Source organism: Hydrogenophaga sp. PAMC20947, from assembly GCF_004795855.1.
GTDB lineage: Bacteria > Pseudomonadota > Gammaproteobacteria > Burkholderiales > Burkholderiaceae_C > Hydrogenophaga.
On sequence record NZ_CP039252.1, the window covers coordinates 1,325,326 to 1,344,884 of the forward strand.

At 62.3% G+C, this 19,559-nt stretch carries 12 protein-coding genes; 5 read left to right on the forward strand and 7 right to left on the reverse strand.

Annotation, left to right across the window (positions count from 1 at the left end):
* Window positions 1-19 precede the first annotated feature (19 nt).
* Both purL and E5678_RS05950 read right to left on the reverse strand, forming a co-directional pair.
* Entirely contained in the window at window positions 20-4,048 is a 4,029-nt protein-coding gene (purL, locus tag E5678_RS05945; RefSeq protein ID WP_136177668.1) for a phosphoribosylformylglycinamidine synthase, read from the reverse strand.
* Between the two features lie 150 nt (window positions 4,049-4,198).
* The gene (locus E5678_RS05950; RefSeq protein WP_136177669.1) at window positions 4,199-4,870 is read right to left on the reverse strand and encodes a hypothetical protein; all 672 of its coding nucleotides are present in this window, start codon (window positions 4,868-4,870) and stop codon (window positions 4,199-4,201) included.
* Between the two features lie 451 nt (window positions 4,871-5,321).
* On the opposite strand from E5678_RS05950, the gene map reads away from it, so the two are divergent.
* Window positions 5,322-6,155, forward strand: a complete 834-nt coding sequence (map, locus tag E5678_RS05955) for a type I methionyl aminopeptidase (protein WP_136177670.1) — start codon at window positions 5,322-5,324, stop codon at window positions 6,153-6,155.
* A gap of 85 nt (window positions 6,156-6,240) precedes the next feature.
* A complete protein-coding gene (locus tag E5678_RS05960) occupies window positions 6,241-8,910 on the forward strand; it encodes a [protein-PII] uridylyltransferase (RefSeq protein WP_247597001.1) in 2,670 nt (889 codons plus the stop codon).
* Window positions 8,911-8,977: 67 nt separating this feature from the next.
* On the opposite strand, the gene E5678_RS05965 is transcribed toward E5678_RS05960, so the two are convergent.
* The 4 genes from E5678_RS05965 to def form a co-directional block, all read right to left on the reverse strand.
* Complete coding sequence (locus E5678_RS05965; RefSeq protein WP_136177671.1) at window positions 8,978-12,160, reverse strand: efflux RND transporter permease subunit; 3,183 nt, start codon at window positions 12,158-12,160, stop codon at window positions 8,978-8,980.
* Window positions 12,161-12,299: 139 nt separating this feature from the next.
* Window positions 12,300-13,448, reverse strand: coding sequence for an efflux RND transporter periplasmic adaptor subunit (locus tag E5678_RS05970; protein WP_136177672.1), 1,149 nt, complete (start codon window positions 13,446-13,448; stop codon window positions 12,300-12,302).
* Window positions 13,445-14,878 (reverse strand): efflux transporter outer membrane subunit, encoded by a 1,434-nt coding sequence (locus tag E5678_RS05975; protein WP_136177673.1) that lies wholly within the window; start codon window positions 14,876-14,878, stop codon window positions 13,445-13,447. The genes E5678_RS05970 and E5678_RS05975 overlap by 4 nt, the downstream gene beginning before the upstream one ends.
* A 141-nt stretch (window positions 14,879-15,019) precedes the next feature.
* Window positions 15,020-15,559: a peptide deformylase gene (gene def, locus E5678_RS05980; RefSeq protein ID WP_136177674.1), complete on the reverse strand. Its 540-nt coding sequence runs from the start codon at window positions 15,557-15,559 to the stop codon at window positions 15,020-15,022.
* Window positions 15,560-15,654: 95 nt separating this feature from the next.
* On the opposite strand from def, the gene E5678_RS05985 reads away from it, so the two are divergent.
* The 3 genes from E5678_RS05985 to E5678_RS05995 all read left to right on the forward strand — a co-directional run bounded on the left by E5678_RS05985 (window position 15,655) and on the right by E5678_RS05995 (window position 18,892).
* Complete coding sequence (locus tag E5678_RS05985) at window positions 15,655-17,049, forward strand: serine protease (RefSeq protein WP_136177675.1); 1,395 nt, start codon at window positions 15,655-15,657, stop codon at window positions 17,047-17,049.
* A complete protein-coding gene (locus tag E5678_RS05990; RefSeq protein ID WP_136177676.1) occupies window positions 17,046-18,017 on the forward strand; it encodes an FHA domain-containing protein in 972 nt (323 codons plus the stop codon). Before E5678_RS05985 ends, E5678_RS05990 begins: the two co-directional genes overlap by 4 nt.
* Window positions 18,018-18,124: 107 nt before the next feature.
* Window positions 18,125-18,892, forward strand: coding sequence for a GNAT family N-acyltransferase (locus tag E5678_RS05995; RefSeq protein ID WP_136177677.1), 768 nt, complete (start codon window positions 18,125-18,127; stop codon window positions 18,890-18,892).
* A gap of 65 nt (window positions 18,893-18,957) precedes the next feature.
* Here the strand turns inward: E5678_RS05995 and E5678_RS06000 are convergent, their stop codons facing one another.
* Window positions 18,958-19,551, reverse strand: coding sequence for a hypothetical protein (locus E5678_RS06000; RefSeq protein WP_136177678.1), 594 nt, complete (start codon window positions 19,549-19,551; stop codon window positions 18,958-18,960).
* Between the last annotated feature and the right edge of the window lie 8 nt (window positions 19,552-19,559).

Here is a 19,559-nt window from a genome sequence, read left to right on the forward strand (position 1 = left end):
AAAGCACGGCGCGGGGGTGTCATCCCAAAGCCCGTCGCGCATTGCGCCAGATGCGCATCCACGGGCTCTGCGCGGCTGGATCGCCGTTCGTCCAGCTCATCTGGATGTTGCGGAACACGCGCTCGGGGTGCGGCATCATGGCGGTGAAGCGGCCGTCGGCCGTGGTCACGGCGGTCAGGCCGCCCGGGCTGCCGTTGGGGTTGAACGGGTATTGCTCGGTGGCGGCGCCCGCGTTGTCGACATAGCGCATGGCGGCCAGCGCTTTTGACGCATCACCGCGGTGCTTGAAGTTGGCGTAGCCTTCGCCGTGCGCTACCGCAATGGGCAAGCGGCTGCCGGCCATGCCTTGCAGGAACAGGCTGGGCGATTCCAGCACCTCGACCATGGACAGGCGCGCTTCAAAACGCTCGCTCTGGTTGGTGGTGAACCGGGGCCAGGCTTCGGCACCGGGAATGATGTCGGCCAACTCGGCGAACATCTGGCAGCCGTTGCACACGCCCAGGCCAAAGGTATTTTGACGGGCGAAGAATTCCCGGAACTGGTCGGCCAGCACATCGTTGAAGGTGATGCTGCGTGCCCAGCCAATGCCGGCACCCAGGGTATCGCCGTAGCTGAAGCCGCCACAAGCGACCACGCCCTGGAAATTGCGCAGGTGGGCCCGGCCCATTTGCAGATCCGTCATGTGCACATCAAAGGCTTCGAAACCGGCTTGCGTGAAGGCGTAGGCCATTTCCACATGAGAGTTCACGCCCTGCTCCCGCAGGATCGCCACCTTCGGGCGCGACAGGTTCAAGAACGGCGCGGCCACGTTGTCGGCCGGGTCGAAGCTCAGCGATACATGCATGCCCGGGTCTTCTGCCAAGCCTGCGGCGGCGTGTTCGGCGTCGGCGCAGGCCGGGTTGTCGCGCTGCTGGTTGATCTTCCAGCTCACGCTGTCCCACACCTGGTGCAGGTCAAACAGGTCGGCACTGAACACGGACTTGGTGTCGCGCCAGACCTGCAGCTTGCCCTTGCCCACCTCAATGGGGGAACTGAGCGGGCGCGTTTTGCCTATGAAATGGCTGTGCTTGGACAAGCTGTGCTTGCGCAGGGTTTGCATCACGGCATCGCGCTCCGTGGTTTTGACCTGGATCACCGCGCCGAGCTCTTCGCTGAACAACGCCTTGAGCGTGAGCTCTTCGCGGCGCGCGCTGACCTGGGTGGCCCAGTTTTTCGCGTCGCCCGAATCCATGCGGCTGTCCGAGATGCCGTCACCTTCGATGAGCAGCATGTCGATGTTGAGCGACACGCCAATGTGGCCGGCAAATGCCATTTCGGCTGCGGTGGCCAGCAGGCCGCCGTCGCTGCGGTCGTGGTAGGCCAGGATTTGACCCTGGGCACGCAGCGCGTTGATGGCGTTGACAAGGTTGATGATGTCTTGCGGATCGTCCAGATCGGGCACGCCATCTTTCACCGGGCAGCCGGGCTGGTTCAGCGTCTGGCCGAGAATGCTGCCGGCCATGCGGTGCTGGCCTTTGCCCAGATCGATCAGGATCAGGGTGGTGTCGTCGATCTCGGTATTGAGTTGAGGGGTGAGCGTGTTACGCACATCGGCCAAAGTGGCAAATGCGGTCACGATCAGGCTGACCGGTGAAGTCACTTTCTTTTGCTCTGTCACCCCCGCCCACTGCGTGCGCATCGACAAGCTGTCTTTGCCCACGGGAATGGAAATGCCCAGCGCCGGACACAGCTCCATGCCCACGGCCTTGACCGTTTCGTACAGCGCAGCATCTTCGCCCGGCTCACCGCAAGCCGCCATCCAGTTGGCGCTGAGCTTCACACGGGAGAGTTCAAACGGAGCGGCGAGCAGGTTGGTGATGGCCTCGGCCACCGCCATGCGGCCCGAGGCCGGCGCGTCCAGCGCGGCCAGCGGCGTGCGCTCGCCCATGCTCATGGCTTCGCCAGCGAACCCGGAAAAATCGGCCAGCGTCACAGCGCAGTCGGCCACGGGCACCTGCCAAGGGCCCACCATCTGGTCGCGGTGGCTCAGGCCCCCCACGGTGCGGTCGCCGATGGTGATCAGGAAGCGCTTGGACGCAACGGTGGGGTGGCTCAGGACATCGATCACGGCCTTTTGCAAATCCACGCCGGTGAGCTCCATGGGCACCGCCCGGCGCACCACGGTCTTCACATCGCGGTGCATTTTGGGTGGTTTGCCCAGGAGCACGTCCATCGGCATATCCACCGGAGACTCTTTGCCCTCGTCAAACACCGTCAGATGGCGCTCCTCGGTGGCCACGCCGACCACCGCAAACGGACATCGCTCGCGCTCGCAAAAAGCCTTGAATTGCTCCAGCGATTCGGGCGCGATGGCCAGTACATAACGTTCCTGGCTTTCGTTGCACCAGATTTCTTTGGGCGCGAGCCCGCTCTCTTCGAGCTGCACGGCGTTGAGGTCAAAGCGTGCACCGCGCCCGGCATCGTTGGTCAGCTCGGGGAAGGCGTTGGACAGGCCACCTGCACCCACGTCGTGGATGAACAGAACGGGGTTGTTCTCACCTTGCGCCCAGCAATGGTTGATGACCTCTTGCGCGCGGCGTTCGATTTCAGGGTTGCCGCGCTGCACGGAATCAAAGTCGAGCGAAGCGGCGTTGGTGCCGCTGGCCATGGAGCTGGCAGCGCTGCCGCCCATGCCGATTTTCATGCCCGGGCCACCCAGCTGGATCAGCAGGGATCCAGCCGGAAAATCGATTTTCTTGGTTTGTCCGGCATCGATCACGCCCAGGCCGCCCGCGATCATGATGGGTTTGTGATAACCGCGCATCACGCCGGTCACGGCCTGTTCGTATTCGCGGAAATAGCCCAGCAGGTTGGGTCGGCCGAATTCGTTGTTGAATGCCGCGCCACCCAGCGGGCCCTCGGTCATGATTTGCAGCGGGCTGGCGATGTGCTCGGGTTTGCCATCGGGCTGATCACTCATGCCGCCCCAGAGTTTGGACACAGTGAACCCGGTCAGGCCAGCCTTCGGCTTGGAGCCGCGTCCGGTGGCGCCTTCGTCGCGGATTTCACCACCTGCGCCTGTGGCTGCGCCAGGAAATGGAGAAATCGCGGTGGGGTGGTTGTGGGTTTCCACCTTCATCAGGATGTGATGGGTGGCTGTCTCGGATGTGTAGGCCGGCGAGGCTGACGTAGAGCCCATGCCCCCTCGCGCAACGAAGCGTTCGATCTCACTGCCTTCCATGATGGAGGCGTTGTCGGAATACGCCACGATGGTGTGTTGTGGCGCCGTCTGGTGCGTGTGGCGGATCATGCCAAACAGGCTCTTTTCCTGCAACGCCCCGTCAATGGTGAACTGGGCGTTGAAGATCTTGTGGCGGCAGTGTTCGCTGTTGGCCTGCGCGAACATCATCAACTCCACGTCGGTGGGGTTGCGCTTGAGCTCGGTGAAAGCGTTCACCAGATACTCGATTTCGTCTTCAGCCAAAGCAAGACCCCAGGCCTTGTTGGCCGCTTCCAGCGCAGCTTTGCCGCCGCCCAGCACATCCACATGCTCCATGGGTGCCGCATGCAGCTCGGTGAACAGCGCTTCGGCCTGGCTGCGCTCGGTCGTCACCGCCTCGGTCATGCGGTCGTGCAGCAGATCGGCCACGGCGCGCAGTTGCTCTGCGTTCAGAGTGGGTTTGCTCAAAAGGCCGGTTTTCAGTGTGACCCGGTATTCCACCAGCCGTTCCACCCGGTGCAAGGCCAGGCCGCAGTTGTGGGCGATGTCGGTCGCTTTGGAGGCCCAGGGTGAGACGGTGCCCAGGCGGGGCATCACCAGCACGCCTGCGGCCCCTGATTTTTCGGCACTCAGGTGGACTTCGGTGCAGGGCTCGCCGTAGGCCATCAGCTGGGCCAAACGCTCCAGGGTGCGCGCATCGGGCTCGGCGTCAAAGGCAGCCAGATGGACAAAGCGGGCAGACAGGCCGTTGATCTTGTCAGAGATCGCGGCCAGGCGCGGCATGAATTGCTGGACTTTGAAGTCGCTGAGGGCATTGCCGCCCTCGAAGAAACGCAGATGCAGGGTCACGGTGGGTGGCCTAGAACGACCGGGCGCAGGCAGTGCCCGGAGGATGGGTGGAAACCCCCGATTTTACCCGTGCAGGCGCTGGCCAATTAGCCCACAAGAACCCTCATTGGCCAGATTCCAAGCAAATGCATCTGGCCAATGGGACCTGTTTCAGAAGCTGTAGCCAACGCTGAACTTGAGAACAGGCAGCACCTTGGCGCTGGAAACATCGTCTTGGGCCTTGCGCTCTTCGGCTGCAATGCGTGCCGCGGCACCGGGCTGGCTCAGCAAACCTTCGTTGCCGGTCAGGCTGATCTTGGGTTCGCCAATGGCCACACCGACGTCGAAGGCGAAGGTCCAGCCGGGCTTGCCGAGTTGGCCATGGCCCCACCCGATGCCCACATAAGGCATGGTTGATGGGTATTTGATCGCCGCACGCAGCTGGCTGCCGTCGGCTGAAAAGGATTGCCCATCGATGGTGAACGTGCCACTTTGCTGCTCGGCTTCCAACGTTGCACTTGAGCCGCCGACCGTGGCACCCAGGACCACACGGAATGTGCCTTGAAAGGGGCGAATATCGGCAAACAAGCCGCTGCCGCGGAGCTTCAGATCCCCTTTGTAGGTGATGTCTTCGTTGGTGTAGGTGTCAGACACCGTCCCCTGCGCGAGCTCTCCCCGCACACCCACAACACTTGACAAGGGCACATTCAAGCCCAAGCCCAGGCCCCCCGTGCCCACCACGCCATACACACCCAGGTTGCCTGGCAGCGCACCCGAACTTTGGGCCATTGCCGAGCCAGACAACAACGCCATAGCCACGCAAACTGCACGTATCTTGATCATTTCAGCGGTCTTTCTTTCTGTAGAAGGGAGTAAAGCTGAACCAGTATAGGAGGGGGTCCCCGCCCGATTGCGAGATCTGAGGGGCGTTTCGAGTCTTCTTACAGAAAAATACGCTTTCCGTGAAGCTTGCCCCAAGATCCCCCCATTCGTCCTGTGCAAGCAGGGCTTCCCTCGGTTGAGAGGGCCATACCGGCAATCAAACTTTGTCCGGGGGGCTTTGCGTTGCGCCCGTGTGCCCGAACTGGGCCTGCGCCTCGCGGGCTGTGGTTTTCGGGCAATGCGCTACTTTCCACATTCAGATTGACGTCCACCATGTCCCTGGCCCATGGCTCCGGGCGGGTATCCGAAACGGCTACAGATGGCGGTCTTCTGCTGCCCGGCAACCGCGTATCCAGAGGCCATTGCTCTGCTGCGCAACCGGCCGGGGCCACTCGCGAGATAATCGGGGTCTATGAGCATCACCTACAAAGACGAAGCCGGTATCGCAGGCATGCGCGAGGCTTGCCGCCTCGCATCCGAAGTCCTGGACTACCTCACACCCCACATCCAGCCTGGCGTGACCACGCTGGAGATCGACCGCCTGTCTGCCGAGTACATGAAGCAGCAGGGGACGCGTTCGGCCACCATTGGCTACCAGCCCGCTGGCTACCCGCCCTACCCCGGCCATCTCTGCACTTCTGTGAATCAGGTGATCTGTCACGGCATTCCCAACGAGAAACCGCTCAAAAAGGGCGACATCCTCAACGTCGACGTGACCGTGATCACCAAAGACGGCTGGTTCGGCGACAACAGCCGCATGTACCTGATCGGCGGCGAAGCCGCTTGCAGCGTGCAGGCCCGGCGCCTCTCGCAAGTCACTTTTGAGTGCATGTGGAAAGGGATCGCCATGGTCAAGCCTGGTGTGCGCCTGGGCGATATCGGCCACGCCATCCAGACCTACGCAGAAGGAAACGGGTTCACGGTGGTGCGCGAGTTTTGCGGCCACGGCATCGGCCAGCGTTTCCATGAAGAACCGCAAGTCCTGCATTACGGCCGCCCCGGCACCCTGGAGGTGCTCAAAGAGGGCATGACCTTCACCATCGAGCCCATGATCAACGCCGGCAAGCGCGACATCAAAGAAATGGGCGACGGCTGGACCATCGTCACCAAAGACCGGTCTCTCTCTGCACAGTGGGAGCACACCGTGCTGGTCACACCCACAGGTTACGAAGTGCTGACCTTGTCGGCAGGCAGTCCGTCGACGCCCGCGTTCGTGTCGGCCCAGACCACCCAGGCCGGGGTTTGACGCCTTGAGCCGCGCCGAACTGCCCGCCATCGCCGAAGGGGTTGGCGCGCTGCGCCAGCATTACCGTGCGGAGAAAAAGCGTCTGATGGACCGCCTCAGCGTTGAGGCGACCTCAACCCGAGGCGTGCGCACAGCGCTTGCGCAACTGGCACGCCTGACCGATCAGGCTTTGCGGGAGTTGTGGCAGCGCGCTGGCTTCAAGGCTACTTACGCATTGCTGGCGGTGGGCGGCTACGGCCGGGGTGAACTGTTTCCCTTCTCGGACGTGGACGTGCTGGTGTTGATGCCCGATGGCATGAAACCCGAACAGGACGAGCCGCTCAAGGCCCGCCTGGAGACGTTCATTGGCTGGTGTTGGGACGTCGGCCTGGAGATCGGCTCCAGCGTGCGCACCACGGCCGAGTGTCTCGCCGAGGCGTCCAAAGATGTGACTGTGCAGACTTCGCTACTTGAAGCGCGCCTGATTCGCGGCAACAAACCTTTGTTCAACCAGCTGGAGCACGCACTGGCTGAGGCGATGGACCCCAAGGCATTTTTTGTGGCCAAGATGCTTGAAATGCGGCAGCGGCACATCAAGTTTGAGAACACGCCCTATTCCCTGGAACCCAACTGCAAGGAGTCGCCGGGGGGGCTGCGCGACCTGCAGATCATCTTGTGGGTCGCCAAGGCCGCCGGCTTGGGCAACAGCTGGGATGATCTTGCCCGCAAGGGCTTGGCCACGCCCCTGGAGGCGCGGCAGATCAAGGCCAACGAGGCCTTGTTGAGCCAGATCCGTGCTCGCTTGCATTTGCTCGCCGGACGGCGTGAAGACCGTTTGGTATTCGACTTGCAAACAGCCGTGGCCGAGTCATTTGGATTCAAGGCCCACACGCCCCCCATGGTGGTGCCCACGGGCGATGGCCCCAATCACGCCCCCACGCCGTCCACCGCCAAAGGCGTGCGGCGGGCCAGTGAGGTGCTGATGAAGCGCTATTACTGGGCGGCCAAGGCGGTGACCCAGCTCAACCAGATTCTGCTGCTCAACATCGAAGAGTGGCTGGCCAACGATGACATCGGCGTAGACCGCCGGCGCCCGCTCAATGAGCGCTTCTTCGACAAAGCCGGCATGCTGGAGGTCGCCCATGACGACCTGTACATACAACAGCCCCACGCCATTCTGGAGACCTTTCTGATCTACCAGACCACGCTGGGGATCAAGGGCCTCTCGGCCCGCACCCTGCGGGCCTTGTTCAATGCCCGGCCGGTGATGAATGCGGCCTTCCGGGCCGACCCAGCCAACCGGACGATGTTCCTGCGCATACTGCAGGAACCCGAGGGCATCACCCATGCCCTGCGGCTGATGAACCAGACTTCGGTGCTCGGGCGGTACCTTTGGGTGTTCCGCAATATCGTGGGGCAGATGCAGCACGACCTGTTCCACGTTTACACCGTGGATCAACACATCCTGATGGTGGTGCGCAATATGCGCCGCTTCTTCATTGCCGATTACTCCCACGAATATCCGTTTTGCTCCCAACTCGCTGCAGGCTGGGACAAGCCCTGGATTCTTTACATCGCCGCCCTTTTTCACGACATCGCCAAAGGTCGTGGTGGGGATCATTCGGAGCTGGGCGCGCACGATGTCCGGGTATTTTGCCGCCAGCACGGCATAGCCAAGGAAGACACGCGGTTGATCGAATTCCTGGTGTCGGAACACCTGACCATGAGCCGCATGGCCCAAAAGGAAGACCTCAGCGATCCCGATGTGATCAATGCGTTTGCCAAGCGCGTGGGCAATGAGCGCTACCTCACTGCGCTTTACCTGTTGACCGTGGCAGACATCCGGGGCACCAGCCCCAAGGTGTGGAACGCCTGGAAAGGCAAGCTGCTCGAGGACCTGTATCGCTACACCTTGCGTGCGCTGGGCGGCCGTGCCCCCGATCCGCTGGCTTTGATCGAATCGCGCAAGCGCGAGGCCATGGCCATCATGGCCCTGCATGCCATGCCCCACGAAGCCCACAAGGCACTGTGGGACCGCCTGGATGTGAGCTATTTCATGCGCCACCAGGCCGATGAAATCGCCTGGCACACCCGGGCTCTGAGCCGTGAGCTCGCGCAAAAAGGCCTGGCAAGGGCCAAGACTGCTGCTGAGCCTTCCGCAAGCGAGGCCGGCGAGGCGACCCGCGTGGAGCTGGACCGCTGCATCGTCAAAGCGCGCATGTCTCCCGCCGGCGAGGGTTTGCAGGTGGTGGTTTATGCCCCCGATCAGACCGATCTGTTTGCCCGCATTTGTGGCTACTTCGACGAATCGGACTTCAGCATTCTGGACGCGCGGGTGCACACCACGCGCGACGGCCACGCGCTCGACACCTTCCAGATCGTGGCGCCCAACCTCGCGGACCATTATCGGGAACTCACCGGCATGGTGGAAAACCGCCTCGCCCAGACCATTGATGCCCGCGGCCCCCTGCCGCCACCCACCATGGGCCGTGTATCGCGCCGGGTCAAAAGCTTCCCGGTGACGCCGCGCGTTGATCTGCAGCCCGACGATAAGGGTCAGCGCTGGCTGCTTTCAATCTCGGCCAGCGACCGGAACGGCTTGCTCTATTGCGTCTCGCGCGTATTGGCGCAATACGAATTGAGCGTTGAATTGGCCAAAATCACCACCTTGGGCGAGCGCGTGGAAGACACCCTCCTCATCAGCGGCCCGCAGCTGCAAGTCAACAAGCGGCAACTTGAATTCGGGACCGAGCTGCTGAAAACGCTCAAAGGTTGACGCGTCGCACCATTCACCGGGAACGCCCAGGCATCATGGGCGTCCGGTCAATGGGTGCTGCGTTGTGTCAACCGCCTTGCTGCGTGCTCAGCTGAGGCAAGGAGGGCTCATCGGCGTGTTTGGATTTCGCAGGTGCCATCCCAAACAAACGGCCAAAGAAGAGCGACACGTCGTCCACGATGGTGAACACCGCTGGAATCACCAACAGGCTTAACAAGGTAGAGGTGATCAAGCCACCGATCACGGCCACAGCCATAGGCGAGCGGAAGCTGCTGTCGGCCTCTCCCCAGCCAATTGCAATGGGCAACATACCGGCGCCCATGGCGATGGTGGTCATCACGATGGGGCGTGCACGCTTGTGGCAAGCGTCCAGTATGGCGTGGGTGCGGTCCATGCCATGCTCGCGCCGGGCCTCAATGGCGTACTCCACCAACAAGATCGAGTTCTTCGTGGCCACGCCCATCAACATGATCAAACCGATCAATGAAGGCATGGAGAAGCTTTTGTCCGCAACCAACAGGGCCACGAACGCACCGCCCAGCGACAGCGGCAGCGCCGCCAAAATCGTGAACGGGTGCAAAAAGGTTTTGAACAGCAACACCAAGACGATGTAGATGCACAGCACGCCGGTCAGCATGGCCAGGCCAAAACTGGCGAACAGCTCGCCCTGCACTTCTGCGTCGCCGATTTCCAGAACCCTGACTCCCGCGGGCAAGCTCTTCATGCTGGGGAGTTTTTCCACCGCAGTTTTCATGTCGCCCAAGGCGATACCGGCCAACTCCACCTCGAAGTTGATGTTGCGCGAGCGGTCGTAGCGGTCGATCACCGCAGGACCGCCACCAAAAGACAGCGAGGCGACCTGACCCAGCATCACCGGCCCCTTGGCCCCTGGTACCGCCAGGCGGGACAGCACATCCAGATCGGTCAGCGCTTGCGGCGACAGCTTGACCACGATGGGGATCTGGCGCTGCGGCAGGTTCATCTTGGGCAAAGCGCTGTCGTAGTCACCCACGGTGGCGATGCGCAGCGTATCGGCGATGGCCGCACTGGTCACGCCCATGTCGGCCGCCTTGGCGAGATCTGGCGTGACGCTGATCTCGGTGCGCACCAGAGCGGCACTCGACTGGATGCTGCCCACGCCATTGATGGTGCGAAGGTCGCGCTCGATGGCGCTGGCCGCCACCGACAGCGCGTTGGAATCGTTGCCGGTGAGGGTCAGAATGTACTTTTCACCCGAACCACCCAACCCCACCTTGCTGCGCACGCCCGGCAAGTTGGACATCGCTTCGCGCAACTTGTTTTCGATCACCTGCTTGCGTGGACGTTCACCGCGTTTGGTCAGCTGAATGGTCAAAGCTGCCTTGCGCGATTCGGAGGCACCTTGGGGTGCAAACGGATCGCTGCCCGCCGAGCCTGAGCCAATCGTGGTGTAGACCGACTTGACGTTGTCGACCGCCGACACCAACAGGCGCGCCTGCTCAGCCGTTGTTATCGTCTGCTTCAACGTGGTTCCCGGCGGCAACTCGATGTAAACCTGCGTCTGGGAGTTGTCGTCAGGGGGGATGAAACCTTGTGGAAGCAAGGGAATCAACATGATCGACCCGACAAAGAAGGCGGCCGCTCCCCCCATGGTGATCCAGCGGTGGCGAATGCACCAGGCCGCCCATTTGCCGTAGGTGTTCAACCATCCCGGCTCATGCTGGCTGCTGCTCCACGACCACAGCTTTTCTGTGAACGCATTTCGGCGCGCCCAGTTCGGGCGGTCCTTGGCCATGACAAAAGGCCGCATGATGTAGGCCGCCATCATGGGGGTCAACGCCCGCGCCACGATCAACGAGGCGAACACCGCCAGAGAGGCGGTCCAGCCAAACTGCTTGAAGAACTTGCCTGGAATGCCCGACATGAATGCCGTGGGCAGAAACACCGCAATCAAGGTGAAGGTGGTGGCGATCACGGCCATACCGATTTCGTCGGCCGCTTCCATGGAGGCCTGATACGGCGACTTGCCCATGCGCATGTGGCGCACGATATTCTCCACCTCCACAATGGCATCGTCCACCAGAATACCGATCACCAGCGACATGGCCAGCAACGTCACAACGTTGATGGAGAAGCCCAGGTAATACATGCCGATGAAGGCGGGGATTGCTGACAAAGGCAGGGCCACCGCCGAGACAATGGTGGCGCGGAAATCGCGCAGAAACAGCCACACCACCAACACAGCCAAGAGCGCGCCTTCGTACAGCAGCGCCATGGAGCCGGCGAACTCTTCTTCCACCGGCGTCACAAAATCGAAAGATTCTGTGATTTGCAAATCGGGGCGTTCGACCTGCAACGCTTTGAGCTTCTCGCGCACGCCGTGTCCCACCTCGACCTCGCTGGCACCGCGACTGCGCGCCACCTCAAAGCCCACCACAGGCTTGCCATTCAGGAAGGCTGCTGCGGTGGGCTCGGCCACGGTGTCTTTGACCTCGGCAATCTGGTCCAGCCGCACGCGGCGGCCATCGGACAACGACAGTTCCAGCTGCGCCAGCTCTTCGGCCGACTTCAGGGCAGACAAGGTTCGCAAAGGCTGCTGGCTGCCACCAATGTCCGCTCGCCCGCCCGCGCTTTCGATCTGCACACGCGCCAGCTGGCGCGAAATGTCTGCCGCGGTGGCGCCCAGCGATTGCAGTTTCAGGGGATCCAGAAGAATCTGGACTTCGCGGTTCACACCGCCCACGCGGTTGACCGCGCCCACGCCACGCACCGAGAGCAGCAGCTTGCTGATGTCGTTTTCAACAAACCACGAGATCGCCTCGTCGTCCATCTTGTCGGAGCTCACCGTGTAGGCCAGAACAGCACCGCCAGCCAGCTCCACCTTGTTGATGATGGGCTCCTGGATATCCGAGGGCAGGTCACCGCGCACTTTGGCCACGGCCGAGCGCACATCGTCCAGCGCTTCCTGGGTGTTTTTCTCAATGCGGAATTCGGCGGTGATGGTGACCACGCCGTCTTGCACCTTGGTGTAGATGTGTTTGAGCCCTTGCAGCGAGGCCATGCCGTTTTCTATCGGACGGGCCACGTCGTTTTCCAGCTGGTTGGGCGCAGCGCCCGGCAGGCTGGCGATCACGGTGATGTTGGGCACGTCCAGGTCGGGGAAGTTTTGCACCTTCATCGAGTTGAACGAATACAGCCCCGCCAGCGTCAGCATGACGAACAGCATGACCGCAGGAATGGGGTTTTTAATGGACCAGGAAGAGACGTTCATTGGGCTACCTCCCCCCCGATGCACCGTTGGCGCCTCGCCCTCAAGGGGGCAACACCAGCGGCCTGGCAAAGCCAGTTCCACGCTGTTCTTGGTTGGCAGTCACCTTGCTCGCGGCGGATCATTGGTGGCATGGAGTACATCACTTGACGACTTTCACGAAGTCGCCTTCGTTGAGGAAACCCGCGCCTTTGACGGCCACGGATTCGTCGGGCTTCAGCCCATCCAGCAGCTCGACGCGTTCGCCTACACGGCGGCCCGTTTGCACTTTGCGCTGGGCAGCCTTGTTGTCGGCGCCGATCACGAAGACATAGCTGTGACCGTCGCGCACCACGATGGCCGCTGCCGGAACGGTAAGCGCCGAGCTTTCACCCAGGACGAAACGCCCTTTGGCAAACGTGCCAGCGGTCAGTTCTTCGTGGCGGGGCAAGTCGACATACACAATGATGTTGCGCGTTTGCAGGTCGGCCGTGGGTGAAATGGCGCGCACCTTGCCGGGCAGTTCGGTGCCGGTGGCCAACGTCACTTTGACCTCCTGGCCCAGCTTGACGCGCCCCAATTCACCGGGGGTCACTTCGCCGCGCCATTCCATGCGCCCCTGGCGCACCATGCGAAACAACTCCTGTCCAGCACCCACGACACCACCGACCGTCGCGCTGCGCGCGGAGATCACGCCGTCATCTGGTGCTTTCACCGAAGTATTGCCCAGGCGAATCTGGGTGGCGCTGAAGGCGGCCTTGGCGGCCTCCCATTGGGCTTTACTGACCTTTTCTGCGGTCAAGTATTGAGCGATCTGCGATTGGGAGAGCGCGCCAGTGTCTTCGATCGAGCGCGCTCGGTCGGCATCGGCCTTGGCGTTTTCGTGGTTGGCCTCGGCTTGCATCTCAGCCGCCTTTCCTTGCAAGCTCTCAGCCTCGGCCGTGGCCGTGACAAAGGTGGCCAGAATCTGTCCCTTCTTCACCCTGTCGCCGACATTGGCGGTGACAGTGGCCAGGCGCAATCCGCTCACCTCAGCTCCCACGCTGGCTTCTTGCCAGGCGCTGACGTTGCCGTTGGCATCCAGCAGCAGCCCGATGTTGTCTGTGCTGGGTTTCTCGACCGTGATCGTCATGGATGGCTTGGCCAATCCGGCATCGCCATCGGCGCCCGCTTCAGTCTTGGGATCATTCGCCCCGCTGTCTGGCGCTTTGGGCTGGCATGCGATCAGCGCCATGCCTGTCAGGCTGAGGGCGAACCATGTCCAGCCTTTGCCCAAGCCAGGACCTTTCACTTTGATGGTGTGTGCGTTCATGACGGTTCTTTGGTAGCAGAAAGGTTGGTTTCAGGATCAAAACCGCCGCCCAGGGCGACATAGAGGCTGATCCAGGTGTTGATGCGTTCTTGTTGCAGGGCAACGGTGCCGCTCTCGGCGTTGAGCTGCAGGCGGCGCGCCTCTTCCAGCTCGTTGAGGTTCGCAAAGCCCACCTTGTACCGGGCCTCGGTGGCTTTGAACGACTGGGTGTACCCGGCCAGGGCCGTGGCCGTGGACTGCTCGCGCAAGCGCAGCCCGTCCAGGCTAACCAGGGCCTGTTCGACTTCGGCAACCGCCTGGCGCAGGGTGGCAGCATAGGCCTGTCCGCTGGCTTTGTACTGCGCCTCTGCGGCATCGGTACGGGCCTGCAGCGCCCCTCGTCCGACCACGGGCACCGTCATGCTGAGGGGCCCTATGGACCAGGTGTTGAAGGATGTGTCTGTGGCGCTTGACGAAAAACGGTTGCGCAGCCAGCTGCCCGAAAACGACAGACTGGGCAACATGTCGGCGCGGGCAACGCCCACCCCTTGGGCCGACGCCACCCAACCGGCTTGGGCGCGTGCCACATCGGGCCGTTGACGCAGGGTATCCATCGGCACAGCCTTGACAGCCAGTGCGTTCTCCACGGCCGTTGAGGTGTAGCTGTCCGGCGCTGTGGCCAGCGCAGCACGCACATCGGGTTCGGGCAAACCGGTCAACGCAACCAGCGCCTTGATTTGACGTTCGCACAGATCGCTTTGTTGGCGCGCACGGGCCACGCTGTCTGCCGCACTGGCCTGGGCCAAGGCAGCCACGGCGGGCGCGGTCAGGCCCGCGCGCTCGGTGTGCCCCGCCGCCTGGGCGGTGACGGCTCGCGAATCGCGGTCGCGCTCAACCACACGCAGCTGAACCTGGCACAAACGCTGTGCAAAGTAAGCCTGTGCTATTTCAGAAGCCACCAGGACGCGTGCGTCGTGCCAGCCCGCCAGGGCCGCGGTTTGCTGTGCCCCAGCCTGGGCCACCCCTGCCCGGTTACCGCCCCACAGATCAATGGCCCAAGAGGCTTGCAGGCCCAATCCCAGGCTGGTGCCCAAGGTTTCCGCGGTGTAGGAACTCTGCCCGCGGGAAACAGAGGCCACGGCCGCCACCTGAGGCCCTGCCAACACTTCGGTGGTCTGTAACGCGGCGCGCGCGGCAAACACCTGTGCCCTGGCGGTTGCCAGCGTCGGGCTTTGCGCTTGGGCTTGAGCGATCCATTTCACCAGCACAGGATCGTTGAACTGCCCCCACCATTGGGTGAGGCTGGCCGTATTGCCCTGGTGGGCAGTCGCCGGAATGAACCACTGCCCAAGCCCTCGAGACAAGGCGGGGCTGGCCGGATCGACCGGCGGCGTCACCGCACATGCACCGAGCAAGGCGGCGCTGAAAACCACGCCAAACATGCGTTTCATCAAGGCACTACTTTCAAATCAAGGTTATTGCGCACTGCAACACGCCCGCCAATTTAACAAAACAGGCTCACCAACATGTCGATTTGTTTCAGCCCGCGCAAAAACCGGGCTGAAAAATCGATACCTGCGACAACCAAGGCTTCAATCGTCTTCGAGCGCATCCAGCCCGGGAAACAACACCTCGGTGTAACCAAAGCGGGAGAAATCGCGCACCCGCATGGGGTAAAGGATGCCGATCAGGTGATCACACTCGTGTTGCACCACGCGCGCATGAAATCCGTCGGCTTCACGGTCGATGGCCTGACCTGCAACATCAAAACCCTGGTAGCGAATGCGCTGCCAGCGGGGCACGACCGCGCGCAAGCCCGGGACCGACAAGCAGCCCTCCCAGCTCTCTTCTTCTGCTTCACCCAGAGGGGTGATCACAGGATTGAGCAACACGGTCCGCGGGATCGAGGGTTCGTCGGGGTAACGGGGGTTGATCTGGCCCGAGCCAAAAATCACCAGTTGCAGATCCACGCCGATTTGGGGTGCGGCCAGGCCCGCTCCGTTGGCGTGGGCCATGGTGTCTTCCATGTCTGCCAGGAGCTGGCGCAGTTCGGGTGTGTCAAAGGCGGTCACGGCCTGCGCGGTGCGCAGCAGGCGTGGATCGCCCATTTTGAGGATGGTGTGCACGGTCATGGTTTCTACCCTTTAGAGAGGTGCCATTGTGACGCGAGGCGCCACACTGCGAAGCCAGGCCCTAAACTGTCGCGGCCCCAACTGCTGCCTCAGACATGCTCCCCACTTTGATTGCCCGCTACCGTGCCTGGATGTTTTGCTCGGCCCTCATGGCGCTCCCTGCTCTGGCCCAGACTGCGCCCTCAGGAGCCGAAAGACCCGCCGCCGACTTGTCCAGCAACCTGGGCTCGATCGCCCTTTCGCCCTCGCCTTCCGCCCGTGAGTTGTTCGCCAACACCCGCGACGCGATCGTCCAGGTGCGTGTGTTGCTGGCCAGCGCCAACGAGCAGGCCACCCTGGGCTCCGGGTTTGTGGCCCGCGACCTGGGTGTGGCAGGCGCTCTGGTGGTGACCAATTTCCACGTGATTGCGGATCTGGCCGTTGACCCGGACAAATACAGAATAGAGTTGCGCGGCACCAACCAACGCCTGGTTTCCGCCCGGCTGGTTGCGGTGGATGTCATCCACGATCTCGCTGTGCTGCGCACCGAACCGGCGCCAGGCGTTACACCCACGCCCTGGCAAGTGTTGCCGCTCAACGCCGACACCATGTCGCAGGGCGCGCCCGTATACGCTTTGGGCAACCCGCTGGAGCTCGGGTTTCTGATTTCCGAAGGGCTGTACAACGGCTCGGTCGAGAAACGCCTTTACGAGCAGATGCTGTTCTCGGGCTCCCTGAATTCCGGCATGAGCGGTGGGCCTGCCATCAACCAGGCGGGCGAAGTGATCGGCGTGAACGTCGCCACGCGCCGCGACGGCGAACAACTGAGCTTTCTGGTGCCTGCGCGCTACGCCAAGCTCTTGCTCGAAGGCACAGGCAACAGTCCATCCCCAACCGACTGGCGCCCCGAAATTGGTCGTCAATTGCTGGCCCACCAGGCCCACATTTTCAGCAAGTTTCAGACAGGTACCCAAACGGGTCAGTCTGGACCGGCGGTTGCGGGCATGTCGACGCAGCGCCTGGGGGACCGCACCGTTCCGACGCTCGACGGCAGCCTGACACGTTGCTGGGCCCAGGGACGAACGGGTGAAAAGCTGCTGTACCGCAGCGACGCCCTGAACTGCAGCTTGAGCGAAGACGTGTTCGCAGGTTCGGGTGTTTACGCGGGTTCACTGCGGATCAACCACCGCCTGGTGCGGAACGATCAGCTGGCCACACCGCAGTTCATTGCGCTCGGCGCCGAGATCCAGGGGGCCAAGGGTGGCATGGGCGGCCGCAACCGGGCCAAAGGCCAATGCCACGATGACTATGTTCAAGCCAGGGACCACGTCTACCGCGTTGCCGTGTGTGTGCAGGCCTACCGCAAGTTCAACGGCTTGTTTGATTACACGCTCACCGCGACCCAGGTGGACAGCACCTCGGAACGCCTGAGCAGCAGCCTGAGCATGAAGGGCCTGTCGTTTGAAAACGCGCAGGCCCTGAGCCGCCTTTTTCTGGAGCGCATGCAATGAGCTGGGCTGTTGAACATCTGCACCGCGACGGCCGTGTGCTGGCGCGCATCCGTACAGAAGGCGATCGTTTTACCTTGGGTCGGGCGCTGGACAACGATCTGGTGCTGGACGATCCGCATGCCGCCCCCCACCATGCCGAGCTGGTCTTTCACGGCCCGCAAACAGCCTCGCTCAGCGACCTCGGAACCCTGAACGGCATTGCCCTGCAACGCGGGAAAAAGGTTTCCGACATCTACGTCGAGCGCGATCAAACCCTGCGGGTCGGCTCGAGCTGGATCAGGGTGCGGTCCTCCGCCTGGCCCCTCGCCCCTGAATTGCCGATGGAGAAACGCCTGGTTTGGGTGTGGGCCTTGTTGGCCCTGATCGCCGTTTTGGTCCATTCATCCTGGAAACTCTGGCTCACCGACTTGCAAACAGAGTCGCCACCTTACCTGTATGTATTGGCCGGCATCGCAGGCTTCATCGGGCTTTGGAGCGCCGCCTATGCGTTGTATGGCCGCCTGGTCAATGGCGCAGACCGCTTCTTCAATCACCTGTTGATTGCCTGCAGTGGCTACCTGGGCGTGGCCGTGCTAGAAGACCTGTTGTCCACGCTGGGTTTCTCTTCCGGCTGGGTGTGGCCCGCGCAGTGGCAGCCTTATCTGGTCGGCCTGTGTCTTGCCTTCATCGTGCGCGCCCACCTGCGCACAGCCGATCCGGGCCACTGGCCCGCCGCCCGCTGGGGGCTGGCCGTGGTCACCGTGGCGGCCATGACCGTGCCGCTGGCACAGCGGTGGATCACACACCATGAGCTCACGGCCACCCACACCATGGACCAGCTCTCCTACCCGGCGCTGAGATGGGCGAGCCCACAGCCACTGGATACCTTCCTCAACGACGTCAACCGCCTCCAGTCCGATGCCGACGCAGCCCGGGACGAGTCTCCGGGGGCAGAGTCGGAGAGCGCAGGAGATGAAGACGTGGAATGAACGAATTCGCCCACCAGAATCCGAAAAAAGGAAGATAAGGGCGGAGCGGCTTGTAAGAATCCAGCACTGGGGACGACGAAAGGCATTGCAAGAACTTTGCCCACCCCATGGACCTGTTCACCTCTCTACGCCGCACCTTGAGTTTTGAAGCGCAGACCTCGACCTACCGGTTGAGGATGTGCAGCTCGCCAGAAGAGCTGAAGGCCATTCAGCGCCTGCGCTTTGTGGTGTTCAACCTGGAGCTCAGGGAAGGGCTGAGCGCTTCGTACCAGACAGGCCTGGATCAGGATCCGTTTGACGAAGTTTGCGAACACCTGCTGGTCGAGCACGCGGCCAGCCGTACTGTGGTCGGCACCTACCGCATGCAGACCGGTGAGCAAGCCAAGGCCCATCAGGGTTATTACTGCTCGGGCGAGTTTGACCTGGCGCCGTATGAGGCGCTCCGAGCGGAATTCCTGGAGCTGGGGCGCGCCTGCATCCATCCCGATCACCGCAATTTTTCCGTGCTGAGCATGTTGTGGAGAGGCATTGTTCAATATGCCCACCACACCGGCACTCGCTATTTGCTGGGCTGCAGCTCGCTGACCTCACAAGACCCTGCTGTGGGGCTGCAGGGTTACCGCACCCTGCAGCCACAGCTGGCACCCGAACACCTGCGCACCCTCCCCTTGGCGGGCATGGCCTGTCAAGCCCGTGAAGTCCCAAATGGTGCGTTGCCCATGCCCAAGTTGCTTTCGGCCTACCTGGCACTGGGGGCCTGGATTTGTGGGCCACCTGCGATCGATACCCAGTTCAAGACCATCGATTTCCTCACGCTGATGGACTTGCAGTCGCCTGAAATGGCCAAACGGCGCAAGCGATTCGGGATCGATTGATTTCGACCTTTTGGGCAAAAAAAGGAGGCAAGGCACCTCACTTTCGGGATCGGGTTCGCGTCTTTTCAGGCCGCCTGGGTGGCCGCTGCGCGCCGCTCGAACGCCACTGTGGCTGGTGCCTTGCCAAAATCCGCCCCGAGTGATACCCCTGCCGCCTGGCAATAGTGGGCCAGCAAGGCGTAGTGGTGGGTGGTGTGCGAGCCAACGAACAGCAGCTCACGCCCCAAAGTGGTCACCACGCTCACGGCCAGTTCACCCACGGTACCCGCTTGCAGTCGGGTGGTCAGGGCCATGGACAGGCTCAAGCGCGGGTCTTGGGCATGTTGTTCCATCACGGCCATCTGCGCTTGCAGCCGTTGCCGCGTCACCGCGGGATCGCTTTGCACATCCAGTGCGCGGTTGCGGGCGTCGTAGTCCACGCAGTCGGTGTCCGGGTCGGCCAATGTGTTGAGCAGTGCCTGGTAGTGCTCAATGATGTGGCGCAAGTGGGGACCGACCGCCTGCGCGTAGCGAAATTCGGGGCAAGCCTGTGCCTGCAACAGATCGATCATGTCAACCCCCTGCTGCAACAAGGCGCGGTTGTAGGCCCAGAGCTGTGTGGTGGAGTTGATGGAGGCGAGCGATGCCTGGGGAGAGTCGATGACGGTGGCTTGAAGCATGGCGTGAA

Bases quoted from the DNA above. Each gene is read 5' to 3' on its own strand.
- E5678_RS05950 (WP_136177669.1), bottom strand. From the start codon at position 4,870: ATGATCAAGATACGTGCAGTTTGCGTGGCTATGGCGTTGTTGTCTGGC.
- map (WP_136177670.1), top strand. From the start codon at position 5,322: ATGAGCATCACCTACAAAGACGAAGCCGGTATCGCAGGCATGCGCGAG.
- E5678_RS05960 (WP_247597001.1), top strand. From the start codon at position 6,241: ATGGACCGCCTCAGCGTTGAGGCGACCTCAACCCGAGGCGTGCGCACA.
- E5678_RS05965 (WP_136177671.1), bottom strand. From the start codon at position 12,160: ATGAACGTCTCTTCCTGGTCCATTAAAAACCCCATTCCTGCGGTCATG.
- E5678_RS05970 (WP_136177672.1), bottom strand. From the start codon at position 13,448: ATGAACGCACACACCATCAAAGTGAAAGGTCCTGGCTTGGGCAAAGGC.
- E5678_RS05975 (WP_136177673.1), bottom strand. From the start codon at position 14,878: ATGAAACGCATGTTTGGCGTGGTTTTCAGCGCCGCCTTGCTCGGTGCA.
- def (WP_136177674.1), bottom strand. From the start codon at position 15,559: ATGACCGTGCACACCATCCTCAAAATGGGCGATCCACGCCTGCTGCGC.
- E5678_RS05985 (WP_136177675.1), top strand. From the start codon at position 15,655: ATGCTCCCCACTTTGATTGCCCGCTACCGTGCCTGGATGTTTTGCTCG.
- E5678_RS05990 (WP_136177676.1), top strand. From the start codon at position 17,046: ATGAGCTGGGCTGTTGAACATCTGCACCGCGACGGCCGTGTGCTGGCG.
- E5678_RS05995 (WP_136177677.1), top strand. From the start codon at position 18,125: ATGGACCTGTTCACCTCTCTACGCCGCACCTTGAGTTTTGAAGCGCAG.
- E5678_RS06000 (WP_136177678.1), bottom strand. From the start codon at position 19,551: ATGCTTCAAGCCACCGTCATCGACTCTCCCCAGGCATCGCTCGCCTCC.